The organism is Streptomyces sp. NPDC051567, assembly GCF_044454165.1.
GTDB lineage: Bacteria > Actinomycetota > Actinomycetes > Streptomycetales > Streptomycetaceae > Streptomyces.
This window is the reverse complement of sequence record NZ_JBITDK010000002.1, coordinates 326,493-342,387: the sequence shown is the minus strand read 5'-3', so window position 1 is coordinate 342,387 and position 15,895 is coordinate 326,493. Positions and strand designations below refer to the sequence as shown.

Annotated in this window: 15 protein-coding genes and 1 pseudogene; 7 read left to right on the top strand and 9 right to left on the bottom strand. The window is 70.9% G+C overall.

Annotation, left to right across the window (positions count from 1 at the left end):
- Window positions 1-29 precede the first annotated feature (29 nt).
- Window positions 30-578, bottom strand: coding sequence for an alkyl hydroperoxide reductase (locus ACIA5F_RS03700; protein WP_399348696.1), 549 nt, complete (start codon window positions 576-578; stop codon window positions 30-32).
- A gap of 3 nt (window positions 579-581) precedes the next feature.
- Window positions 582-1,136, bottom strand: coding sequence for a peroxiredoxin (locus tag ACIA5F_RS03695; RefSeq protein ID WP_399348695.1), 555 nt, complete (start codon window positions 1,134-1,136; stop codon window positions 582-584).
- Between the two features lie 295 nt (window positions 1,137-1,431).
- On the opposite strand from ACIA5F_RS03695, the gene ACIA5F_RS03690 reads away from it, so the two are divergent.
- From ACIA5F_RS03690 to ACIA5F_RS03680, 3 genes are all read left to right on the top strand, one after another.
- On the top strand, window positions 1,432-1,656 hold the full coding sequence (locus tag ACIA5F_RS03690; protein WP_399348692.1) for a hypothetical protein: 225 nt from the start codon (window positions 1,432-1,434) through the stop codon (window positions 1,654-1,656).
- Window positions 1,640-1,957 carry a hypothetical protein gene (locus ACIA5F_RS03685; RefSeq protein WP_399348690.1) on the top strand — a complete coding sequence of 106 codons (318 nt, stop codon included), beginning with the start codon at window positions 1,640-1,642 and terminating at the stop codon, window positions 1,955-1,957. Before ACIA5F_RS03690 ends, ACIA5F_RS03685 begins: the two co-directional genes overlap by 17 nt.
- A gap of 367 nt (window positions 1,958-2,324) precedes the next feature.
- Window positions 2,325-2,633 (top strand): hypothetical protein, encoded by a 309-nt coding sequence (locus ACIA5F_RS03680; protein WP_399348688.1) that lies wholly within the window; start codon window positions 2,325-2,327, stop codon window positions 2,631-2,633.
- A gap of 70 nt (window positions 2,634-2,703) precedes the next feature.
- On the opposite strand, the gene ACIA5F_RS03675 is transcribed toward ACIA5F_RS03680, so the two are convergent.
- The gene (locus ACIA5F_RS03675) at window positions 2,704-3,096 is read right to left on the bottom strand and encodes an ATP-binding protein (protein WP_399348912.1); all 393 of its coding nucleotides are present in this window, start codon (window positions 3,094-3,096) and stop codon (window positions 2,704-2,706) included.
- Window positions 3,097-3,180: 84 nt separating this feature from the next.
- Between ACIA5F_RS03675 and ACIA5F_RS03670 the strand changes: the two genes are divergently transcribed.
- The 3 genes and pseudogenes from ACIA5F_RS03670 to ACIA5F_RS03660 all read left to right on the top strand — a co-directional run bounded on the left by ACIA5F_RS03670 (window position 3,181) and on the right by ACIA5F_RS03660 (window position 6,422).
- Window positions 3,181-4,029, top strand: coding sequence for a hypothetical protein (locus tag ACIA5F_RS03670; RefSeq protein WP_399348687.1), 849 nt, complete (start codon window positions 3,181-3,183; stop codon window positions 4,027-4,029).
- Window positions 4,030-4,449: 420 nt separating this feature from the next.
- A pseudogene (locus ACIA5F_RS03665) lies at window positions 4,450-5,335 on the top strand (transcriptional regulator); the annotation flags it as partial.
- 160 nt (window positions 5,336-5,495) lie between these two features.
- A complete protein-coding gene (locus ACIA5F_RS03660) occupies window positions 5,496-6,422 on the top strand; it encodes a LysR substrate-binding domain-containing protein (protein ID WP_399348685.1) in 927 nt (308 codons plus the stop codon).
- 159 nt (window positions 6,423-6,581) lie between these two features.
- Here ACIA5F_RS03660 and ACIA5F_RS03655 read toward each other — a convergent pair whose 3' ends face one another.
- The 5 genes from ACIA5F_RS03655 to ACIA5F_RS03635 all read right to left on the bottom strand — a co-directional run bounded on the left by ACIA5F_RS03655 (window position 6,582) and on the right by ACIA5F_RS03635 (window position 11,634).
- Complete coding sequence (locus tag ACIA5F_RS03655; protein ID WP_399348683.1) at window positions 6,582-8,954, bottom strand: ABC transporter permease; 2,373 nt, start codon at window positions 8,952-8,954, stop codon at window positions 6,582-6,584.
- A complete protein-coding gene (locus ACIA5F_RS03650; protein ID WP_399348681.1) occupies window positions 8,951-9,637 on the bottom strand; it encodes an ABC transporter ATP-binding protein in 687 nt (228 codons plus the stop codon). Before ACIA5F_RS03650 ends, ACIA5F_RS03655 begins: the two co-directional genes overlap by 4 nt.
- Entirely contained in the window at window positions 9,634-10,158 is a 525-nt protein-coding gene (locus ACIA5F_RS03645) for a PadR family transcriptional regulator (protein ID WP_399348679.1), read from the bottom strand. Before ACIA5F_RS03645 ends, ACIA5F_RS03650 begins: the two co-directional genes overlap by 4 nt.
- Before the next feature lie 283 nt (window positions 10,159-10,441).
- Complete coding sequence (locus tag ACIA5F_RS03640; protein WP_399348677.1) at window positions 10,442-10,729, bottom strand: hypothetical protein; 288 nt, start codon at window positions 10,727-10,729, stop codon at window positions 10,442-10,444.
- Window positions 10,726-11,634: an SPFH domain-containing protein gene (locus ACIA5F_RS03635; RefSeq protein WP_399348675.1), complete on the bottom strand. Its 909-nt coding sequence runs from the start codon at window positions 11,632-11,634 to the stop codon at window positions 10,726-10,728. Before ACIA5F_RS03635 ends, ACIA5F_RS03640 begins: the two co-directional genes overlap by 4 nt.
- Before the next feature lie 233 nt (window positions 11,635-11,867).
- Here ACIA5F_RS03635 and ACIA5F_RS03630 point away from each other — a divergent pair, with 233 nt between their 5' ends.
- Complete coding sequence (locus ACIA5F_RS03630; RefSeq protein WP_399348673.1) at window positions 11,868-14,165, top strand: transglycosylase domain-containing protein; 2,298 nt, start codon at window positions 11,868-11,870, stop codon at window positions 14,163-14,165.
- A gap of 223 nt (window positions 14,166-14,388) precedes the next feature.
- Here the strand turns inward: ACIA5F_RS03630 and ACIA5F_RS03625 are convergent, their stop codons facing one another.
- Entirely contained in the window at window positions 14,389-15,849 is a 1,461-nt protein-coding gene (locus ACIA5F_RS03625) for a catalase (RefSeq protein WP_399348671.1), read from the bottom strand.
- Window positions 15,850-15,895: the final 46 nt, after the last annotated feature.

The following is a 15,895-nucleotide window of genomic DNA, read 5'->3' as shown; positions in this document are numbered from 1 at the left end:
GGGTACGTACGGGGTCGTGCGGGGTGCTGCTAGACCTCGGCGGTGGCCTCGGCGAGCGTGGCCTCCGCGTCGACGGTGACGGCGACGGCCTGGATCACCGAAGCGATCTTGAACGCCTCCTGGACCGTCTCGCGGTCGACACCGGCGTTGCGGAGGACCTGCTCGTGCGAGTCCAGGCACATGCCGCAGCCGTTGACGGCGGAGACGGCGAGCGACCACAGCTCGAAGTCGACCTTCTCCACGCCCGGGTTGCCGATGACGTTCATCCGCAGGCCCGCGCGCAGCGTGCCGTACTCCGGGTCGGAGAGCAGGTGGCGGGTGCGGTAGAAGACGTTGTTCATCGCCATGATCGCGGCGGCGGCCTTCGCGGCGGTGTACGCCTCCGGCGACAGGTTCGCCTTCGCCTCCGGCTCCAGCTCACGCAGGACGCGCGGGGAGCGGGCGGCGATCGCGCAGGCCAGGACGGTGCCCCACAGCTGCTGCTGCGGAAGGTTGCTGTTGCCGATGACCGAGCCGAGGTTGAGCTTCAGGTCCTTGGCGTAGTCCGGTACGGCGGACTTCAGGGAGTCGAGGGACATCCGTCACTCACCGGCCAGCAGCGCGCCGGCGTCGAGGGTGGTCTCGCCCTTGGTCCAGTTGCAGGGGCACAGCTCGTCGGTCTGCAGGGCGTCGAGGACCCGCAGGACCTCCTTGGGGTTACGGCCCACGGAACCGGCGGTCACCATCGAGAACTGGATCTCGTTGTTCTGGTCGACGATGAAGACGGCGCGCTGGGCGAAGCCGTCCGCACCCTGGACGCCGCACTCCTGCATGAGCTCGTGCTTGGAGTCGGCCAGCATCGGGAAGGGCAGGTCACGCAGGTCGGCGTGGTCCTTGCGCCAGGCGTGGTGGACGAACTCGGAGTCGCCGGAGACACCGAGGATCTGGGCGTCACGGTCGAGGAACTCGTCGTTCAGCTTGCCGAAGGCGGCGATCTCGGTCGGGCAGACGAAGGTGAAGTCCTTCGGCCAGAAGAACACCACGCGCCACTTGCCCTCGTAGGTCTTGTGGTCGATCTGGGCGAACTCGCTGCCGGCTTCGAGCGAGACGCAAGCGGTCAGGTCGTAGCTGGGGAACTTGTCACCGACAGTGAGCACGTGCACTCCTAGCGAGAGGAAGGCGACCCTTTTGGGAGCCTTCCGAAGGGGTTGGACGGATCTCACATGCTGGCACGGTGTCATTGATTGGAGAAATTGACTCTGGTTTGATCGGCGATCGGAACTACCTATCAGTAGCTTGTCCGCCGGCCCGGCCCGCCCTTGGCGGCCCTTCCGGCTCCGTGGTCGTGTTCGTGGTCATGAGCGTGCCGGGAGCGGTGGCGGTAGCTCGATCGGGTGGCTTCGCCCCCGATTTCCGTGTCCGCCGCGCGGTGGGCGCGTAGGACGTACGGCCATGGGAATCGGTGACCGGCACCAGAAGAAGGATGTCGAGGCGGCGCTCAAGCGGGCGGAGGCGGCCGGGCTCAAGGTGATTCATGCAGGGAAGGGGCATCGATGGGGCCGCATCGTCTGCTGCCCCTGCAACCGCAGGCACACGGTCTCCTGCACCCCGCAGAATCAGGGGGAAGAGGCTCGGGACATCGATCGATTCACGCGGAGGCATGCGAACTGTGCGTAACTGGTACTTCAGCCTGGTCCTTCAGGACGCTCTCACCGAGGAGCAGGATGACACCCTGGTGGAGTTGGCCGGCTTCCACGACGGGCGCATCCACCTGGAGGAGGGGCCGGGCGATTCCCGGTTCATGTGCTCCTTCGAGGCCGAGACGCTGACTCAGGCCATCGCGGACGCGTTGGCGCGATTCGTCGACCTGCCCGGCGTTCTGGTCCGCAGCGTCGAGCTGGACGAGATCGCGCTGGAGGAGAACGGCATGGCCACCCCGGCCGTGGTGCGGTTGCCGCCGCTCGCGGACGTGTGCTGAGACTTCTGGACTCGAAGCCCCCAGCATTCCTGTCTGGGGTGCTGGGGGCCCTTCCGGCGATCGTGCCGGGAGCGGTGGCGGTAGCTCGATCGGGTGGCTTCGGCCTGGACTCCGCGTCTTCCTCGCGGTCGGCGCGTAGGACGTACGGCCATGGGAATCGGTGACCGGCACCAGAAGAAGGATGTCGAGGCGGCGCTCAAGCGGGCGGAGGCGGCGGGCCTGAAGGTGCCACGTAAGAAGAGCGGACACACCTGGGGCCTCCTCGTCTGCTGCCCTTGCACGAGGCACGTCGCCGTGTCATGCACCCCGCAGAGCCCGGGGGAGGAAGCAAAGATGATCGACCGATTCACCGAGAGGCGCCGGAACTGTGCGTAGCTGGCACTTCAACCTGGTACTTGATGCTCCGCTGACCCCGGAACAGTCCAACACGCTGGACCATCTCGACCGCTTCCACGAGGGGGGCATTGGGTGGGAAGAGGGGCCGGGATACTCAGGGTTCCTCTGCGTCGTCCGGGCCGAAACCCTCACTGCCGCCATCGCGGAGACCCTGGGGCGCTTCGAGGACTTCCCCGGGGTCCTGGTGCGCAGTGTGGTGCTGGACCACATCGACCTTGCCGCGAATGCGATGGCGACACCGGCCGTGGTGCGGTTGCCGCCGCTCGCTGACGCGTGCTGAGACCTGTCAACTCGAAGCCCCGGCATTCCCGTCTGCGGTGTCGACGGCCCTGGCCGACGTAACCCGGTCGTCAGATGGTGGTCTCGCAGGTGCGCACGGTGCACCAGGTGCGGGTGCCGGTTCTGCCCCAGGTGTGGGCGAGGGCGGTGACCAGGAGCAGGCCCCGGCCGTTCTCGTCGTCCGGTCCGGGGCTCCGGGGCTCCGGGGTTCCGGGGTTCCGGGGTTCCGGGGTGCCCGGCGAGTGGTCGTCGACCTCGATGCGGATTCCGGCGTCCGGACCGCAGGTGAGGATCAGCTTCAGCGTCGCGCTGTCGCCGTGGGTGACGGCGTTCGTGACGAGCTCGCTCACGAGGAGCTGAACCGTGTGGATCGTGTCCGGGGCGATCCGGTCGCGATGGCCGAGGTGTGCGGCGGCGAGTCGTCTCATCCGTGCGACCTGCCTGGGGCCGGGGAGGAACGACACCTCCACGCGGTCGGTGGCCGCCCGGTCCGCACCGGGCACCGGTGACACGCTGTTCTTCGAGATGGCCCGGGTGAGGAGTACCGCATGACCTCCACTGTTCGTACGGATGATCTCCGGGTGGAACCCGTCGACGGAGTGATCCGGCGGGTCCAGGCGGCCCTTCGGCTCCGCCTGGACCCTGGAACCCTGGTCCGGAAGCGCCGTACGGTCGGCGCGCGCTCGGACAGGGGTACCTGGGTGAGGATCGAGCGGCGCCGCCTGGACAGGATCGGCCAGGGCTGGAACGGTGCCGAAGCCGCAGCACTCCTCACCGGGATCAGCCGCCCCGAGTGGCATGAGTGCGTGGTCTGGCGCGAAGGAGTGAGGGGCGAGGTGATGTGGCGGGCGGACGAGACCGCGCTCCTGCCGGCGCCACCGATCGGCACGAGCGTCCTCACGGAGGACCCGAAGCTGCCGGACGAATGGTGGCGGGAGCTCAACGCCTCCATGAACGCCCTCGCGGCTCAGCACACGAGCCGTATCGCCACCCCGGACACCGTCACGATCACCCAGCGCGGTGTCACTGAGGCGATCCGCCGAGCCTTCCCCGCGGACTTCGACACGACAGTCAGCCAGTGGGTGTCGGCCCATGCGGATCTCAACTGGGCGAACATGACCGGGCCGGAGTTCTCCCTGTTCGACTGGGAGGACTGGGGCGCGGCACCTCGGGGGCTGGACGCGGCATCGCTGTGGGGCAATTCCCTCGCCGTTCCGGGCCTGGCCGAACGTGTGCGCAGTGAACGGCACGCCGACTTGCGGAGCCGGGACGGCAAGCTCATGACCCTGTTCGTCTGTGCGAAGATCCTCGCCCCGGACGCGCACCCCGAAGACCCTCGCCTCGCCCCTGCCCGGGAGACGGCGCACCAGATCGTCGGGGACCTTCAGGAGAGCTGAGAGGCCGCGCGTTCCCGGAGAAGCTTCCGGTACGCGTGGATCTTGGAATCGTCTGGCTCGCATTGCAGAGCTTCGACCAGCTCCCACAAGTGTGATGGATCGTCTGTGCCGACAGCGATCGTGCCCACCAGCGGAAGGCGGTAGGCCACCCGGAACGCAGCTTGGGGCTTTGAGACGTCAGCGGCCGGCTTGCGAAGGAACACGCGGGGATCGAGCAGTCCCCACACAGGATTCGTGGCACTCCCCCCGAAGGGGCTCATGCCCCAAAGGGCATTCGCGCCGAGACCCCACCGACTGGCCAAGTCTTCCGATGCCGCCAAGACATCCGTACCGGCCAGGAGGCCGGCGCGGATCATCAGCACGGCCGGCCTTGGAACCGTGCGGTCAATGAGCCCCGGCAACGAGCGTGGGTTCCACGAGGTCTCAACGATCGAGCAGCGAGTGGACACCCTCCGAACGCTTGATGACCAGCTGGGAGGCGCCCGTCTCCTGGCGCAGGCGCGCGGCGATCTCGCACTGATCTCGGGCCTCCTCGACGCAGGCCGCTACACCGACGAGGTCGGCGGTCGGCTGTACGGTCTGGCCGCCAGGGCTTCCCACTTGACCGGGTGGATGGCCTACGACGCAGGGCTCCGGTCCGCCGGGCAGCAGTACTACGTGGGTGCACTGCGTAGTGCCCGTACGGCTGGGGACGACGCCTTCGGGGCTTTCGTTCTGGCAGAGATGGGTGTCCATGTGTCCGAAGCCGGCCGTACTGCCGAGCGCGTCGACCTCATCTCCACGGCCATTGGCCATGCCCCTCGCGCGCTCTCCCCGAGCACTCGGACCTTCTTGCACCTGCACAAGGCCGAGGCACTCTCTCGCGCCGGGAAGCATGCCGATGCCGGTACCGCTCTGAACCGTGCCTTCACGCTGTGGGACCGCCGAGTCGGCGAGGAGGCGCTTCCTGACTGGCTCGGATGGTTCGGTGAGGCACAGCTGAGTTCGACCGAGGGCAAGGTGATGCTCCGCTCCGGGCAGGTGGAGCGGGCGACCAGTTCCCTGGCGGCATCGGTCGAGAAGGCGGCCCCCCCGGGACAAGGCCGTGCGGTCGAGCCGTCTGGCAGAAGCTCGCCTCTCCAGCAATGATCTTGATGGTGCTCTTGATGCCGCGAACCACGGTGCCGAGCTTCTGGAGGGCGGAGTCAGCTCGATGCGCGCGCTCGGTAGGCTCAAGGAGTTCTCAGAACAGCTCACGCCGCATCGTGCCGTGCCAGCAGTCCGTGAGTTCAGGGAGCGACTCCAGGCGCTTCCCGCTGTGGCCTGAGACTCCCGCGCGCCGGGCCTCGTCATGGCTTCCACCGCACCCACCCGCCCCCACCAGCCACATCCGCCCCATCCTCACCGAGTGGCTAGGCTGGCCGGTGGGAGAGGTGAGGTGGTCGGTCGTGGTGGTCGGTGGTGGTGCCGGTGGTGGGGGGCGGGGGGTGAAGCAGCCGACCTTCGCGCAGTTGCGGGCCTTCACGGCGGTCGCCGGGCACCTGCACTTCCGGGATGCCGCCGCGGCCATCGGGATGAGCCAGCCCGCGCTCTCCGGCGCCGTCTCCGCCCTGGAGGAGACCCTCGGGGTGCAGCTGCTGGAGCGCACCACCCGCAAGGTGCTGCTCTCCCCGGCGGGGGAGCGGCTCGCCGTCCGGGCGCGGGTCGTGCTCGACGCCATGGGCGGGCTGCTGGAGGAGGCCGAGGCGGTACGGGCCCCCTTCACCGGGGTGCTGCGGCTCGGGGTGATCCCCACGGTGGCCCCGTACCTGCTGCCGACCGTGCTCGGGCTCTTCCACCGGAGCTACCCCCGGATGGACCTCCAGGTGCACGAGGAGCAGACGGCCACCCTGCTGGAGGGGCTGGCGGCCGGGCGGCTGGACCTGCTGCTGCTCGCGGTGCCGCTCGGGATGGCCTCGGTCACCGAGCTGCCCCTCTTCGACGAGGACTTCGTCCTGCTCACGCCGCGCGGGCACCCGCTGTCCGGGCGAGAGGACATCCCGCGCGAGGAGCTGCGCGGCCTCCAGCTGCTGCTGCTGGACGAGGGCCACTGCCTGCGGGACCAGGCCCTCGACGTCTGCCGTGACGCGGGCCGCACGACCGGGGCCGACGTCACCACCACCGCCGCCGGGCTCTCCACCCTCGTCCAGCTCGTCGCCGGGGGGCTGGGCGTCACCCTGCTGCCGCGGACCGCGCTGCGGCTGGAGACCGCCCGCAACGACTCCCTGGCCACCGGCCGCTTCGCCGACCCGGCGCCCTCCCGCCGGATCGCCCTGGCCATGCGCACCGGGACCGCCCGGCAGGAGGAGTTCCGGGCCGTCGCCGCGGCCCTGCGCGAAGCCGTCCGCCCGCTCCCGGTCTCGCCCGCCGCGTAGAGCCCGCGGCGTAGAACCTGCGGCGCAGCCCCGTCGCCGGGCACGCCCGGCCCGCACGAGTGGACGTACGGGCGGGACGTACGGGCGGACGCGCCGGGCCGGGCGTGACGGGCCGGGCGTGACGGGCGGCCGGGCCCCCGCGCCGCCGTCACTCCGCCGTCACTCCGTGCGCAGGCCGTCCGGGCGCATCAGGCGCAGCAGGAGCGGCAGGCTGAGCAGGGTCACCGCGGCGACCACGCCCGCGCCGGCCCCGGTCATCGTCAGGACCGAGGTCCAGTCGACGGCGACCGGGTTGCCGGTCATCCGCAGCAGTACGGAACCCAGGCCCAGGCCGACGATCATGGCCAGGCCCAGGCCCAGGCCGATCGGCAGGGCCGTCTGCCAGAGCACCGACAGGCTCAGCGTGGAGCGGCGGGTACCGAAGGCGACCAGGGCCGCTATCAGCCTCCGGCGCTCGCGCAACTGCTCCAGCTGCGAGACCAGCAGGCTCGACCCGATCAGGACCAGCACCGCGACGGAGGCGAAGGACAGGCCGACGCGGATCGCCGCGTAGGTGCTGTCCAGCCGGGTGGGCGTCAGCGTCATCGCGGTGGCGTACGGGTCGGCCGCGAAGGCGGCGTTGCGGGCCCGGTCCAGGGCGTCCGGCACGGCCGGGTCGATCTGCACGAGCACGTTGGCGAACCCGGAACGGCCGATCCCCTTCGGCGCGGCCGAGGGCGTCGCCAGCAGACCGCCCTCCAGGTTGCCGTTCGGGTCCTTGCGGGGGGAGACCTTGCGGGCGTCGGCCGGCAGGGTCCACGGCACCGGCCGGTCCTGCGGGTCGTCGCTGGAGAGGGTGCCCGCGAACAGTCTGTCGCCCGGCGCGGCGGAACCGGGCCCCGACGATTCCTTGTTGCCCGGCACCCGGTTCAGGACGAACGCGTCGCCGTCCTCGCAGGAGTCCAGTACGGCGATCTCCCGCAGGGCCTCGCAGCCCCCGATCGTCAGCGGAATGCTCTGGCCCGTCTCCACGGGCCGGGGCGCCACGTCGGTGTGGAGCAGCGGGACGGCCTTGGTGACGCCCTTCGCCGAGGCGATCTTCCGGCCGAGCCGTTCCATCGCGGCCGGGTCGCCCTCGATGTCCTGCCGCAGCGCGATGATCGAGAGGGCCGCCCGGTCCGGGTCCTGGCCGGTCTCCTCGGTGTAGTTCGCCTCGACGCCCGCGAACATCATCTGGAGGGCGATGGCCCCGGCGACGGCGACCGCGATGCCGTTGACCAGGCGGGCGGCGCCGCCGCTGTCGACCTGGAGCCGGCGCACGGCCAGCTGCCAGGAGACCGGGCCGCCGGAGAGCCCGCTCACGATCCGCTCCAGCAGCCAGGGCAGCAGCGCGGTGATCCCGACGAGCAGCAGCACCACACCGGCACTGACCTGCACCTGGTTGAAGGCGCCCCCCTCGTTGCCGCGTCCCGCCAGCGGGGCGAGCAGGCCGAGCCCGGCCACCGGCATCACCAGCCGCCACCAGCCGCGCCGCCTGACCGGCCGGGTCGTCCGCACCACCCCCAGCGGCTCGATGATCACGCCGCGCAGCGTGAACAGGGTCACCGCGACGGCCGCGGCGGGCACCCCGACGGCGACGAGCACGGCCAGCCAGGGCGCCGGGTTGAGGTCTGCGGGGAAGACACTGCGCTGCTGGAGGACGAAGTCGGTGACCAGCCCGCGGCAGACCAGGAAGAACCCGGCACCCAGCACCAGCCCGGCCACGGCCCCGGCCGCCGCCTCGCCGGCCGCGATCCGGCGGACCGTCCGGCCGTCGGCGCCGATCAGCCGCAGCGCGGCGAGCCGGCGGTCGCGGCGCTCGCCGCCGAAGCGGACGGCGGCGGCGATGAAGACGGCGACGGGCGTCAGCAGCGCGACGAAGGTCAGCAGCACCAGGAGCATCAGGACCGGGTCGAGCGCGTCGGCCTCCTCGGTGTCGGCGAAGCCGGTCACCCGGCGGACGCGGTGGTCGTCCCCGCTCAGCTGCCGGAGGTCGCCCTTGCCGTAGTAGAAGAGCAGGTCGCCGGGGCCGACGAGCCCCGTGTCACCGATGACCTGGGTGATCCTGCCGTCGAGTCGTTCGCGCAGCAGCGCGCCCTCGGGGGAGCCGAGGAGGGTGCGCAGGGCGGGGGAGACGGCCATCTCGCCCGGGGCGGGGATCGAGGTCAGTCCCGGCGGGAGCGGCGCGTCCGGGCCCTCGGCCCGCACGAAGCTGCCGTCGACGCCCCGGTCGCGGTAGGTCTGGTCGACGGGCGCGATCAGCAGGGTGTCGCGGCCGGGCGCCTCGGCGGTCGGCGAGTGCGCCGTGGAGCGGGCGTCGCGGCGGTCGGCGCGGGCGCCCAGGGCGCCCGGCAGCGAGGTGGTGATCAGCAGCAGGGCGACGCCGAGGCCGACGCCCACGCCGGTCAGGAGGGTACGGGTCCATCCCTCGCGCCCGCCGCCGCAGGCGAACCGGACGCCCATGCCGAGGTCGCGGGCCCAGATCCGGAGCGTGCTCCGCTCGCCGTGACTCATGCGTAACGCTCCATGTCACGGGACTTGCCGTCGCGCACGACGATCTCCCGGTCGGAGTAGGCGGCGACGCGGGTCTCGTGCGTGACGAGGACGACGGCGGCGTTGGTGGAGCGCGCGGCCTCGGTGAGGAGCTGCATCACCAGCTCGCCGTTGAGGGAGTCGAGGGCGCCGGTGGGCTCGTCCGCGAAGATCACGCGGGGGCCGGTGACCAGGGCGCGGGCGACGGCCACGCGCTGGCCCTGGCCGCCGCTGACCTCGCCGGGCCGCTTGGCGCCGAGGTCGTCGACCTTGAGCCGTTCCATCCAGTGCAGGGCGGTCCGTTCGGCCTCCTTGCGCCTGACGCCGGTCAGGCGCAGCGGCAGGGCGACGTTCTCCACGCAGGTCAGTTCGGGGACGAGCCGGCCGAACTGGAAGACGAAGCCGAACTCGCCGCGGCGCAGGGCGCTGCGCTCGGTGTCGCTCATCGTGCCCAGCTCGCGCCCGGCGTACGTGATGCTGCCGGAGTCGGGGGTGACGATCCCGGCGAGGCAGTGCAGGAGGGTGGACTTGCCCGAGCCGGAGGGGCCCATGACGGCCACGACCTCGCCGGGGTGGATGGAGAACTCCGCGCCGTCCAGGGCGGGGGTGCTCCCGTACGCCTTGCGGAGGTCCGTGGCGGCGAGCAGGGTTCCGGCCGGGGTCATCGGCGTACCTCCTGGGCGAGCTGGTCGAGGCGGGCGGCGGTGAGTTCCAGCCACCGCAGGTCCGCCTCCAGGTGGAACAGGGCGTGGTCGCAGACGAGCTGGTCGGCGAGGTCGCCCTTGCGCTTGCGCCGGGTCAGGGCGCGCATGAGGCGCAGGTGCTCGGCGCGCTGGGTGTCCAGCAGCCCGGTGGCGCTGCGGCCGGTGAGCAGGGCGAGGACGACCTTGGTGTAGAGGGTCGAGTGGAGGTACGGCTCGGGCTTCTCGGGCTGGGCGAGCCAGCTCTCGACGTCGGTGACGCCGGCCCCGGTGATGGCGTACCGCTTGCGGTCGGGGCCGCCCGCGCTCTCGATGCCGTCGACCTCGACGAGGCCGTTCTTCAGGAGGCGGGACATGGTCGAGTAGACCTGCCCGTAGGCGAGGGGGCGGTCGTGGCCGAACTTTTCGTCGAAGGCGCGCTTGAGGTCGTAGCCGTGGCGCGGGCCGGCCTCCAGGAGACCGAGCAGAGTGTGACCGATGGACATGGCGGCGACTGTACACGGCAGGTATACACACGTTGTATACCCGGGGTGTACAGCCGCCGCCGGAGTGGCTGTTCTCGCAGGTCAGCGGGGTATGTCACGGTTCTGTACGGGGCCCCGCGCGGCGGGGGCGGGGGCGGTCCCCCGGCCCGCCGCCCCCCCCGGCCCCCGGCCCCGGCCCGGCCCGCCCCGGACGCGCGGGCGGGGCCGGGCCGCTGTGCGCGGTCCGGCCCCGCCGGGGTCCTCCTGGGCCGGTCGCCTCCGCTCCCGCTCCCGGCGCCTGTCCTCAGTCCTGCGGCCCCTGTCCTCGGTCCGCCGACTTCGGGGGCCGGCCCCGGCGGGGCAGCGGGCCCGGGGCGGAGGGGAGGCGGCCACTCTCGGCCAGGGCGCGCCGCAGCAGGAACTCGATCTGGGCGTTCGCGCTGCGCAGCTCGTCGCCCGCCCAGCGCGCGAGCGCCTCGTACACCTGCGGGTCCAGCCGCAGCAGCACCTGTTTGCGCTGCTGGCGACCCGCCCCCTGGCCGCCGGGGGCGGGGGAGGAGGCGGGGTCGGGGCCCGGACCGGCGGGGGTCACTGGTACAGGGTGCCCGTGTTGAGCACCGGCTGGGCGGCGCGGTCCCCGCAGAGGACCACCATCAGGTTCGAGACCATGGCGGCCTTGCGTTCCGGGTCCAGGTCCACGATCTCCTTCTCCGCCAGCCGGGTCAGGGCCAGCTCGACCATGCCCACGGCACCCTCCACGATCAGCTTGCGGGCCGCCACGACCGCTCCGGCCTGCTGGCGCTGGAGCATCGCGGAGGCGATCTCCGGAGCGTACGCGAGGTGGGTGAAGCGGGACTCGATGATCTCGACCCCGGCCGCCTCCACCCGGGCGTGCAGCTCGACCGCCAGCTTCTCGGTGATCTCCTCGGCGTTCCCGCGCAGCGACAGGCCGCCCTCCTCGTGCGCGTCGTAGGGGTACTCGATCGCGATGTGCCGGACCGCGGCCTCGGTCTGGGTCTCGACGAACTCCATGAAGTCGTCGACCTCGAAGGTGGCCCGCGCGGTGTCCCGCACCCGCCACACCACGACCGCCGCCAGTTCGATCGGGTTGCCGTAGGCGTCGTTGACCTTCAGGACGGCCGTCTCGTGGTTGCGGACCCGGGTGGAGATCTTCTCCCGGGTGGTCAGCGGGTTGACCCAGCGGAGCCCGTCCTTGCGCAGGGTCCCCCGGTAGCGGCCGAAGAGCTGGACCACGCGGGCCTCGCCCGGGGCCACCATGTTCAGCCCGCCCATCGCGATGCCGGAGGCGACGGTGAGCAGGACGCCGCCCGCTATCAGCGATCCCTTGACGAGGGCCGACGCCGACAGGGCGCCGAACACGATCAGGCCCGCCCCCGCCACCACGCCCACCAGCCCCAGGATCAGGGCCAGTCCACCGCTCACGCTCTGTGCGGCGAACTCCCGTACCCCGTCCGGTGTGACCACTGCGTTCGTCATCGTTTGCCCCGTTTCCCTCGGTGACGGCCGGTCGGACCGTCTATCAAAGTGATATCACTTTTTTGATTTCCCGCAACCCTTCTGTATTCATGGGCGTCGGTTCCCTTGGCGTGGGTGCTGATTCTCACGTCCGAATTGACCGGCATTGAGCACAATTGACCGACCTTTGTCAGAACCTGCGGTGTTAGCTTTCTGAGCTGACGTCGGGGGGGTAATCGAGCGGAGCGGGAGCGATGGGCCGAGCAGAAGCGCGAAAGGCGCAGCAACGGCGCGGTGCGCGGCGTGCGCCGAGCGGGCGCGCCAAGGACAAGGGCAAGGGGAGCGCCGGCAAACCGGCCGGCATACGCCGCTTCTTCACCTGGAAGAAGATCCTGGGGGCGTCCTTGGGGATGGTCCTGCTCGGCATGGCCGCCCTGCTGGGGCTCTACTTCTACGTCGAAAAGCCCGACGCCAACGCCGAAGCGACGCTCCAGAGCAACGTCTACAAGTACGCCGACGGCTCCATCCTGGCCCGCACCGGCAAGATGAACCGCGAGATCCTGCCGATCGAGAAGATCCCGGTGGACGTCCAGGAGGCGTTCATCGCGATCGAGAACAAGTCCTTCCGCACCGACCAGGGCATCGACTTCAAGGGTCTGGCCCGGGGCGTGTGGGCCACGGTCTCCGGCAAGGGCAAGGCCGGCGGTTCGACGATCACCCAGCAGTACGTCAAGAACTTCTACCTCTCCCAGGAGCAGACGGTCACCCGCAAGCTCAAGGAGATGGTCATCTCCATCAAGGTCGACCAGGACATGTCCAAGGACGACATCCTGGCCGGCTACATGAACACCAGCTACTACGGCCGCAGCGCCTACGGCATCCAGGCCGCGGCCCAGGCGTACTACGGCATCGACGCCGAGAAGCTGACGGTCGAGCAGGGCGCCTACCTCGTCACCCTCCTCCAGGCCCCCAGCGACTACGACTGGGCGGTGGCCAGCGAGAAGACCAAGGGCCTGATCGGGGTCCGGTTCAACGGCACCCTGGACAACATGGTCGACATGGGCAAGCTGGACGCGGCCAAGCGCAAGACGCTGGTCTTCCCGGAGCCCATCAAGCCCAAGCCCGCCCCGGGCCAGGAGGGCCAGAACGGCTACCTGATCCAGGCCGCCGACGCCGAGCTGAAGCGGCAGGGCATCACCGACGCCCAGATCAAGGCCGGCGGCTGGACGATCACCCTCAACATCGACAAGAAGAAGCAGGCGGCGCTGGAGAAGGCCGTCCTGGACGAGCTGGAGTCCAAGCTCGACCGCAAGGACACCAAGAGCCGCCCGGTCGACCAGAACGTGCAGGCCGGAGCCACTTCGGTGGACCCCAAGACCGGTGCGATCGTCGCGATGTACGGCGGTACCGGCCTCGCGGAACACTGGTCGAGCAACGCCCTGCGCTCCGACTACCAGCCCGGCTCCACCTTCAAGCCGGTCGTCCTCGCCTCCGCCCTGGAGAACAAGGCGACCACCCAGGACAGCAAGCCGATCACCCCCAACGCCCTCTACGACGGCACCAGCAAGCGCCCCGTGGTCGGCAGCAACATCCCGTTCAACCCGCAGAACCAGGACGACATCAACTACGGCGACCCGATGATCACCGTCCAGGAGGCCACCAACTCCTCGGTGAACTCCGTCTACGCGCAGATGATCGTGGACGCCAAGCCGGTGAACGTGAAGAAGACGGCCCTCGCCCTCGGCATGAAGAGCCGCGACGGCTGGCCCGAGGACCGGCCCGCCATGTCGCTCGGCACCATGAACGCGAACACCGTGGAGATGGCCGCGGTCTACGCCACCCTGGGCAACCACGGCAAGAAGGTCACCCCGACCGTCATCAAGTCCGCCGAGCACAAGGACCGCACGTTCACCCCGGTCGAGGCCGTCGGCGCCCAGGCCATCAGCCGCGAGAGCGCCGACACCGTCACCAAGGTCCTCACCGGCGTCGTCAACGACGGCTCGGCCAAGGCCGTGCGCAGCTCCGCCTACGAGGCCGCCGGCAAGACCGGTACCACCGAGTCCAACATGTCCGGCTGGTTCACCGGGTACACCCCGGAGCTGGTCACCGTCGTCGCGATGTTCGGCGAGGAGCCCGTCACCGCCAGGCAGGTCACCCTGACCGGTACCGCGGGCGGTGGCCGCGCGGGCGGTTCCTCCTTCCCGGCCGAGATCTGGAAGGCGTACACGCTGGCCGCGCTCAAGGGCCAGACCGCCGGGAGGTTCGACCTGTCCGAGGCCGAGATGGGCACCCCGGCCGCCCCGAGCCGCACCACCTCGTCCACGCCGACCTCCACGGCCACGTCGACCCAGTCCTCCAGCACGACGCCGACCGGCAGTAGCAGCAGCAGCGGCAGCACCGGCCGGCCGCAGTCGCACACCCCGACCAACGGCCAGACCCCGAACAGTCCGAACCCGGGCCAGAGCTCGAACAAGCCCGACCCGACCGGGAACACGACGAAGCCCCCGACGCCTCCCCCGACGAAGACCCTGGACCCGCCGGTCACGGAGTGACCGGCCCCCACGACCGGGCCCCGGCGCCTCACCGGCCCCGCGCACCCCGCAGGGCCCTCAGGGCCTCGCGGACCGCCGCCCCGCCGCGTTCCCACGCGGCGGGGCGGCGGTCTGCCGTGGCGGCTCCTGCCGGGCCCTCAGCGGGCCCAGCAGGCAGGGCCCAGGAGACAGGGCTCAGGAGACAGGGCTCGGCGGACGACGCGGGGCGCGGCGGGCGCGGCGCTCAGCCGCTCACCGCCGCCGCGATCCGGTCACCGGTGGCCTTGTCGATGTTGCGCCAGTACTGGAAGGCGCGCTCCAGGACCGGGCCGCTGACCCCGTCCTTCAGGTGCCCGCTGACGTTCGCCACCAGCCGGTCGCGCGCCGCGTCGTCGAAGACCTGCCGCACCAGCGTGCCCGCCTGCCCCCAGTCGTCGTCCTGGCTGTGCGGGGAGTACGCCTCGCGGACCATCTCGCCCGCCGAGGCCCAGCCCGCGGGCTTGCCGAACCGCGCGGTGTCCGCCGCCGGACCCCCGTACGAGTTGGGCGCGTACGGGCGCGCCGCGCTCGACGGCTCGAAGCGCATCGCCCCGTCCTTCGCGTACGAGGAGACCCGCGACCGGGGCCGGTTCGGCGGCAGCTGCGCGTAGTTCGTCCCGATCCGGTAGCGGTGCGCGTCCGGGTACGAGAACAGCCGCCCCAGCAGCATCTTGTCGGGCGACGGCCCGATCCCCGGCACCATGTTCGAGGGCTCGAACGCGGCCTGCTCGATGTGGACGAAGTAGTCCTCCGGGTTCCGGTCCAGGGTCATCCGGCCGACCTCGATCAGCGGGTAGTCGCCGTGCGGCCACACCTTGGTCAGGTCGAACGGGTTGAAGCGGTACCCCGCCGCGTCCTCGAACGGCATCACCTGGACCCGCAGCGTCCAGCTCGGCGGCTCACCGCCCGCGATGGCCTCGAAGAGGTCGTGCCGGTGGTGGTCGGGGTCCTCGCCCGCGAGCCGGTCGGCGTCCGCCTGCGTCAGGAACTCGGCGCCCTGGTCCGTCTTGAAGTGGTACTTCACCCAGAACCGCTCACCGCCGCCGTTGACCCACAGGTAGGTGTGCGAGCCGTAGCCGTTCATGTGCCGGTAGCCGCGCGGGATGCCCCGGTCACCCATCAGCCACGCCACCTGGTGCGCGGTCTCGGGGGAGAGCGTCCAGAAGTCCCACTGCATGTCGTGGTCGCGCAGCCCGTTGTCGGGGCGGCGCTTCTGGGAGTGGATGAAGTCCTGGAACTTGGTCGGGTCCCGGACGAAGAAGACCGGGGTGTTGTTGCCGACCAGGTCGTAGACGCCGTGCTCGGTGTAGAACTTCAGGGCGAAACCGCGCGGGTCCCGCCAGGTGTCGGGGGAGCCCTGCTCCCCGGCGACCGTCGAGAACCGGGCCAGCATCTCGGTGCGCCGGCCCGGCTGGAAAAGATCGGCCTTGGTGAACTGGCTGATGTCGTTCGTCACCTGGAACGAGCCGTACGCGCCCGCGCCCTTGGCATGGACCACCCGTTCGGGAACCCGTTCCCGGTTGAACTGGGCCATCTTCTCGATCACGTAGTGGTCGTGGAGCAGGATCGGACCGTCACGGCCCACGGTGAGGGAGTGCTCGTCACTCTCCACCGGGATGCCGACGTTGTCGGTCGTGTACGGAATGCTCTGCGCGTCCTGGGTCACGAGCGTCCTCCCGTGGCGGGGTCGGGCGGGTCACCGCCTCCCGGCC

Excerpts from the sequence above, each read along its gene's own strand:
- ACIA5F_RS03635 (WP_399348675.1), bottom strand. The coding sequence starts at position 11,634 with ATGACGAACGCAGTGGTCACACCGGACGGGGTACGGGAGTTCGCCGCA.
- ACIA5F_RS03630 (WP_399348673.1), top strand. The coding sequence starts at position 11,868 with ATGGGCCGAGCAGAAGCGCGAAAGGCGCAGCAACGGCGCGGTGCGCGG.
- ACIA5F_RS03690 (WP_399348692.1), top strand. The coding sequence starts at position 1,432 with ATGGGAATCGGTGACCGGCACCAGAAGAAGGATGTCGAGGCGGCGCTC.
- ACIA5F_RS03655 (WP_399348683.1), bottom strand. The coding sequence starts at position 8,954 with ATGAGTCACGGCGAGCGGAGCACGCTCCGGATCTGGGCCCGCGACCTC.
- ACIA5F_RS03700 (WP_399348696.1), bottom strand. The coding sequence starts at position 578 with ATGTCCCTCGACTCCCTGAAGTCCGCCGTACCGGACTACGCCAAGGAC.
- ACIA5F_RS03650 (WP_399348681.1), bottom strand. The coding sequence starts at position 9,637 with ATGACCCCGGCCGGAACCCTGCTCGCCGCCACGGACCTCCGCAAGGCG.
- ACIA5F_RS03670 (WP_399348687.1), top strand. The coding sequence starts at position 3,181 with ATGACCTCCACTGTTCGTACGGATGATCTCCGGGTGGAACCCGTCGAC.
- ACIA5F_RS03685 (WP_399348690.1), top strand. The coding sequence starts at position 1,640 with ATGCGAACTGTGCGTAACTGGTACTTCAGCCTGGTCCTTCAGGACGCT.
- ACIA5F_RS03645 (WP_399348679.1), bottom strand. The coding sequence starts at position 10,158 with ATGTCCATCGGTCACACTCTGCTCGGTCTCCTGGAGGCCGGCCCGCGC.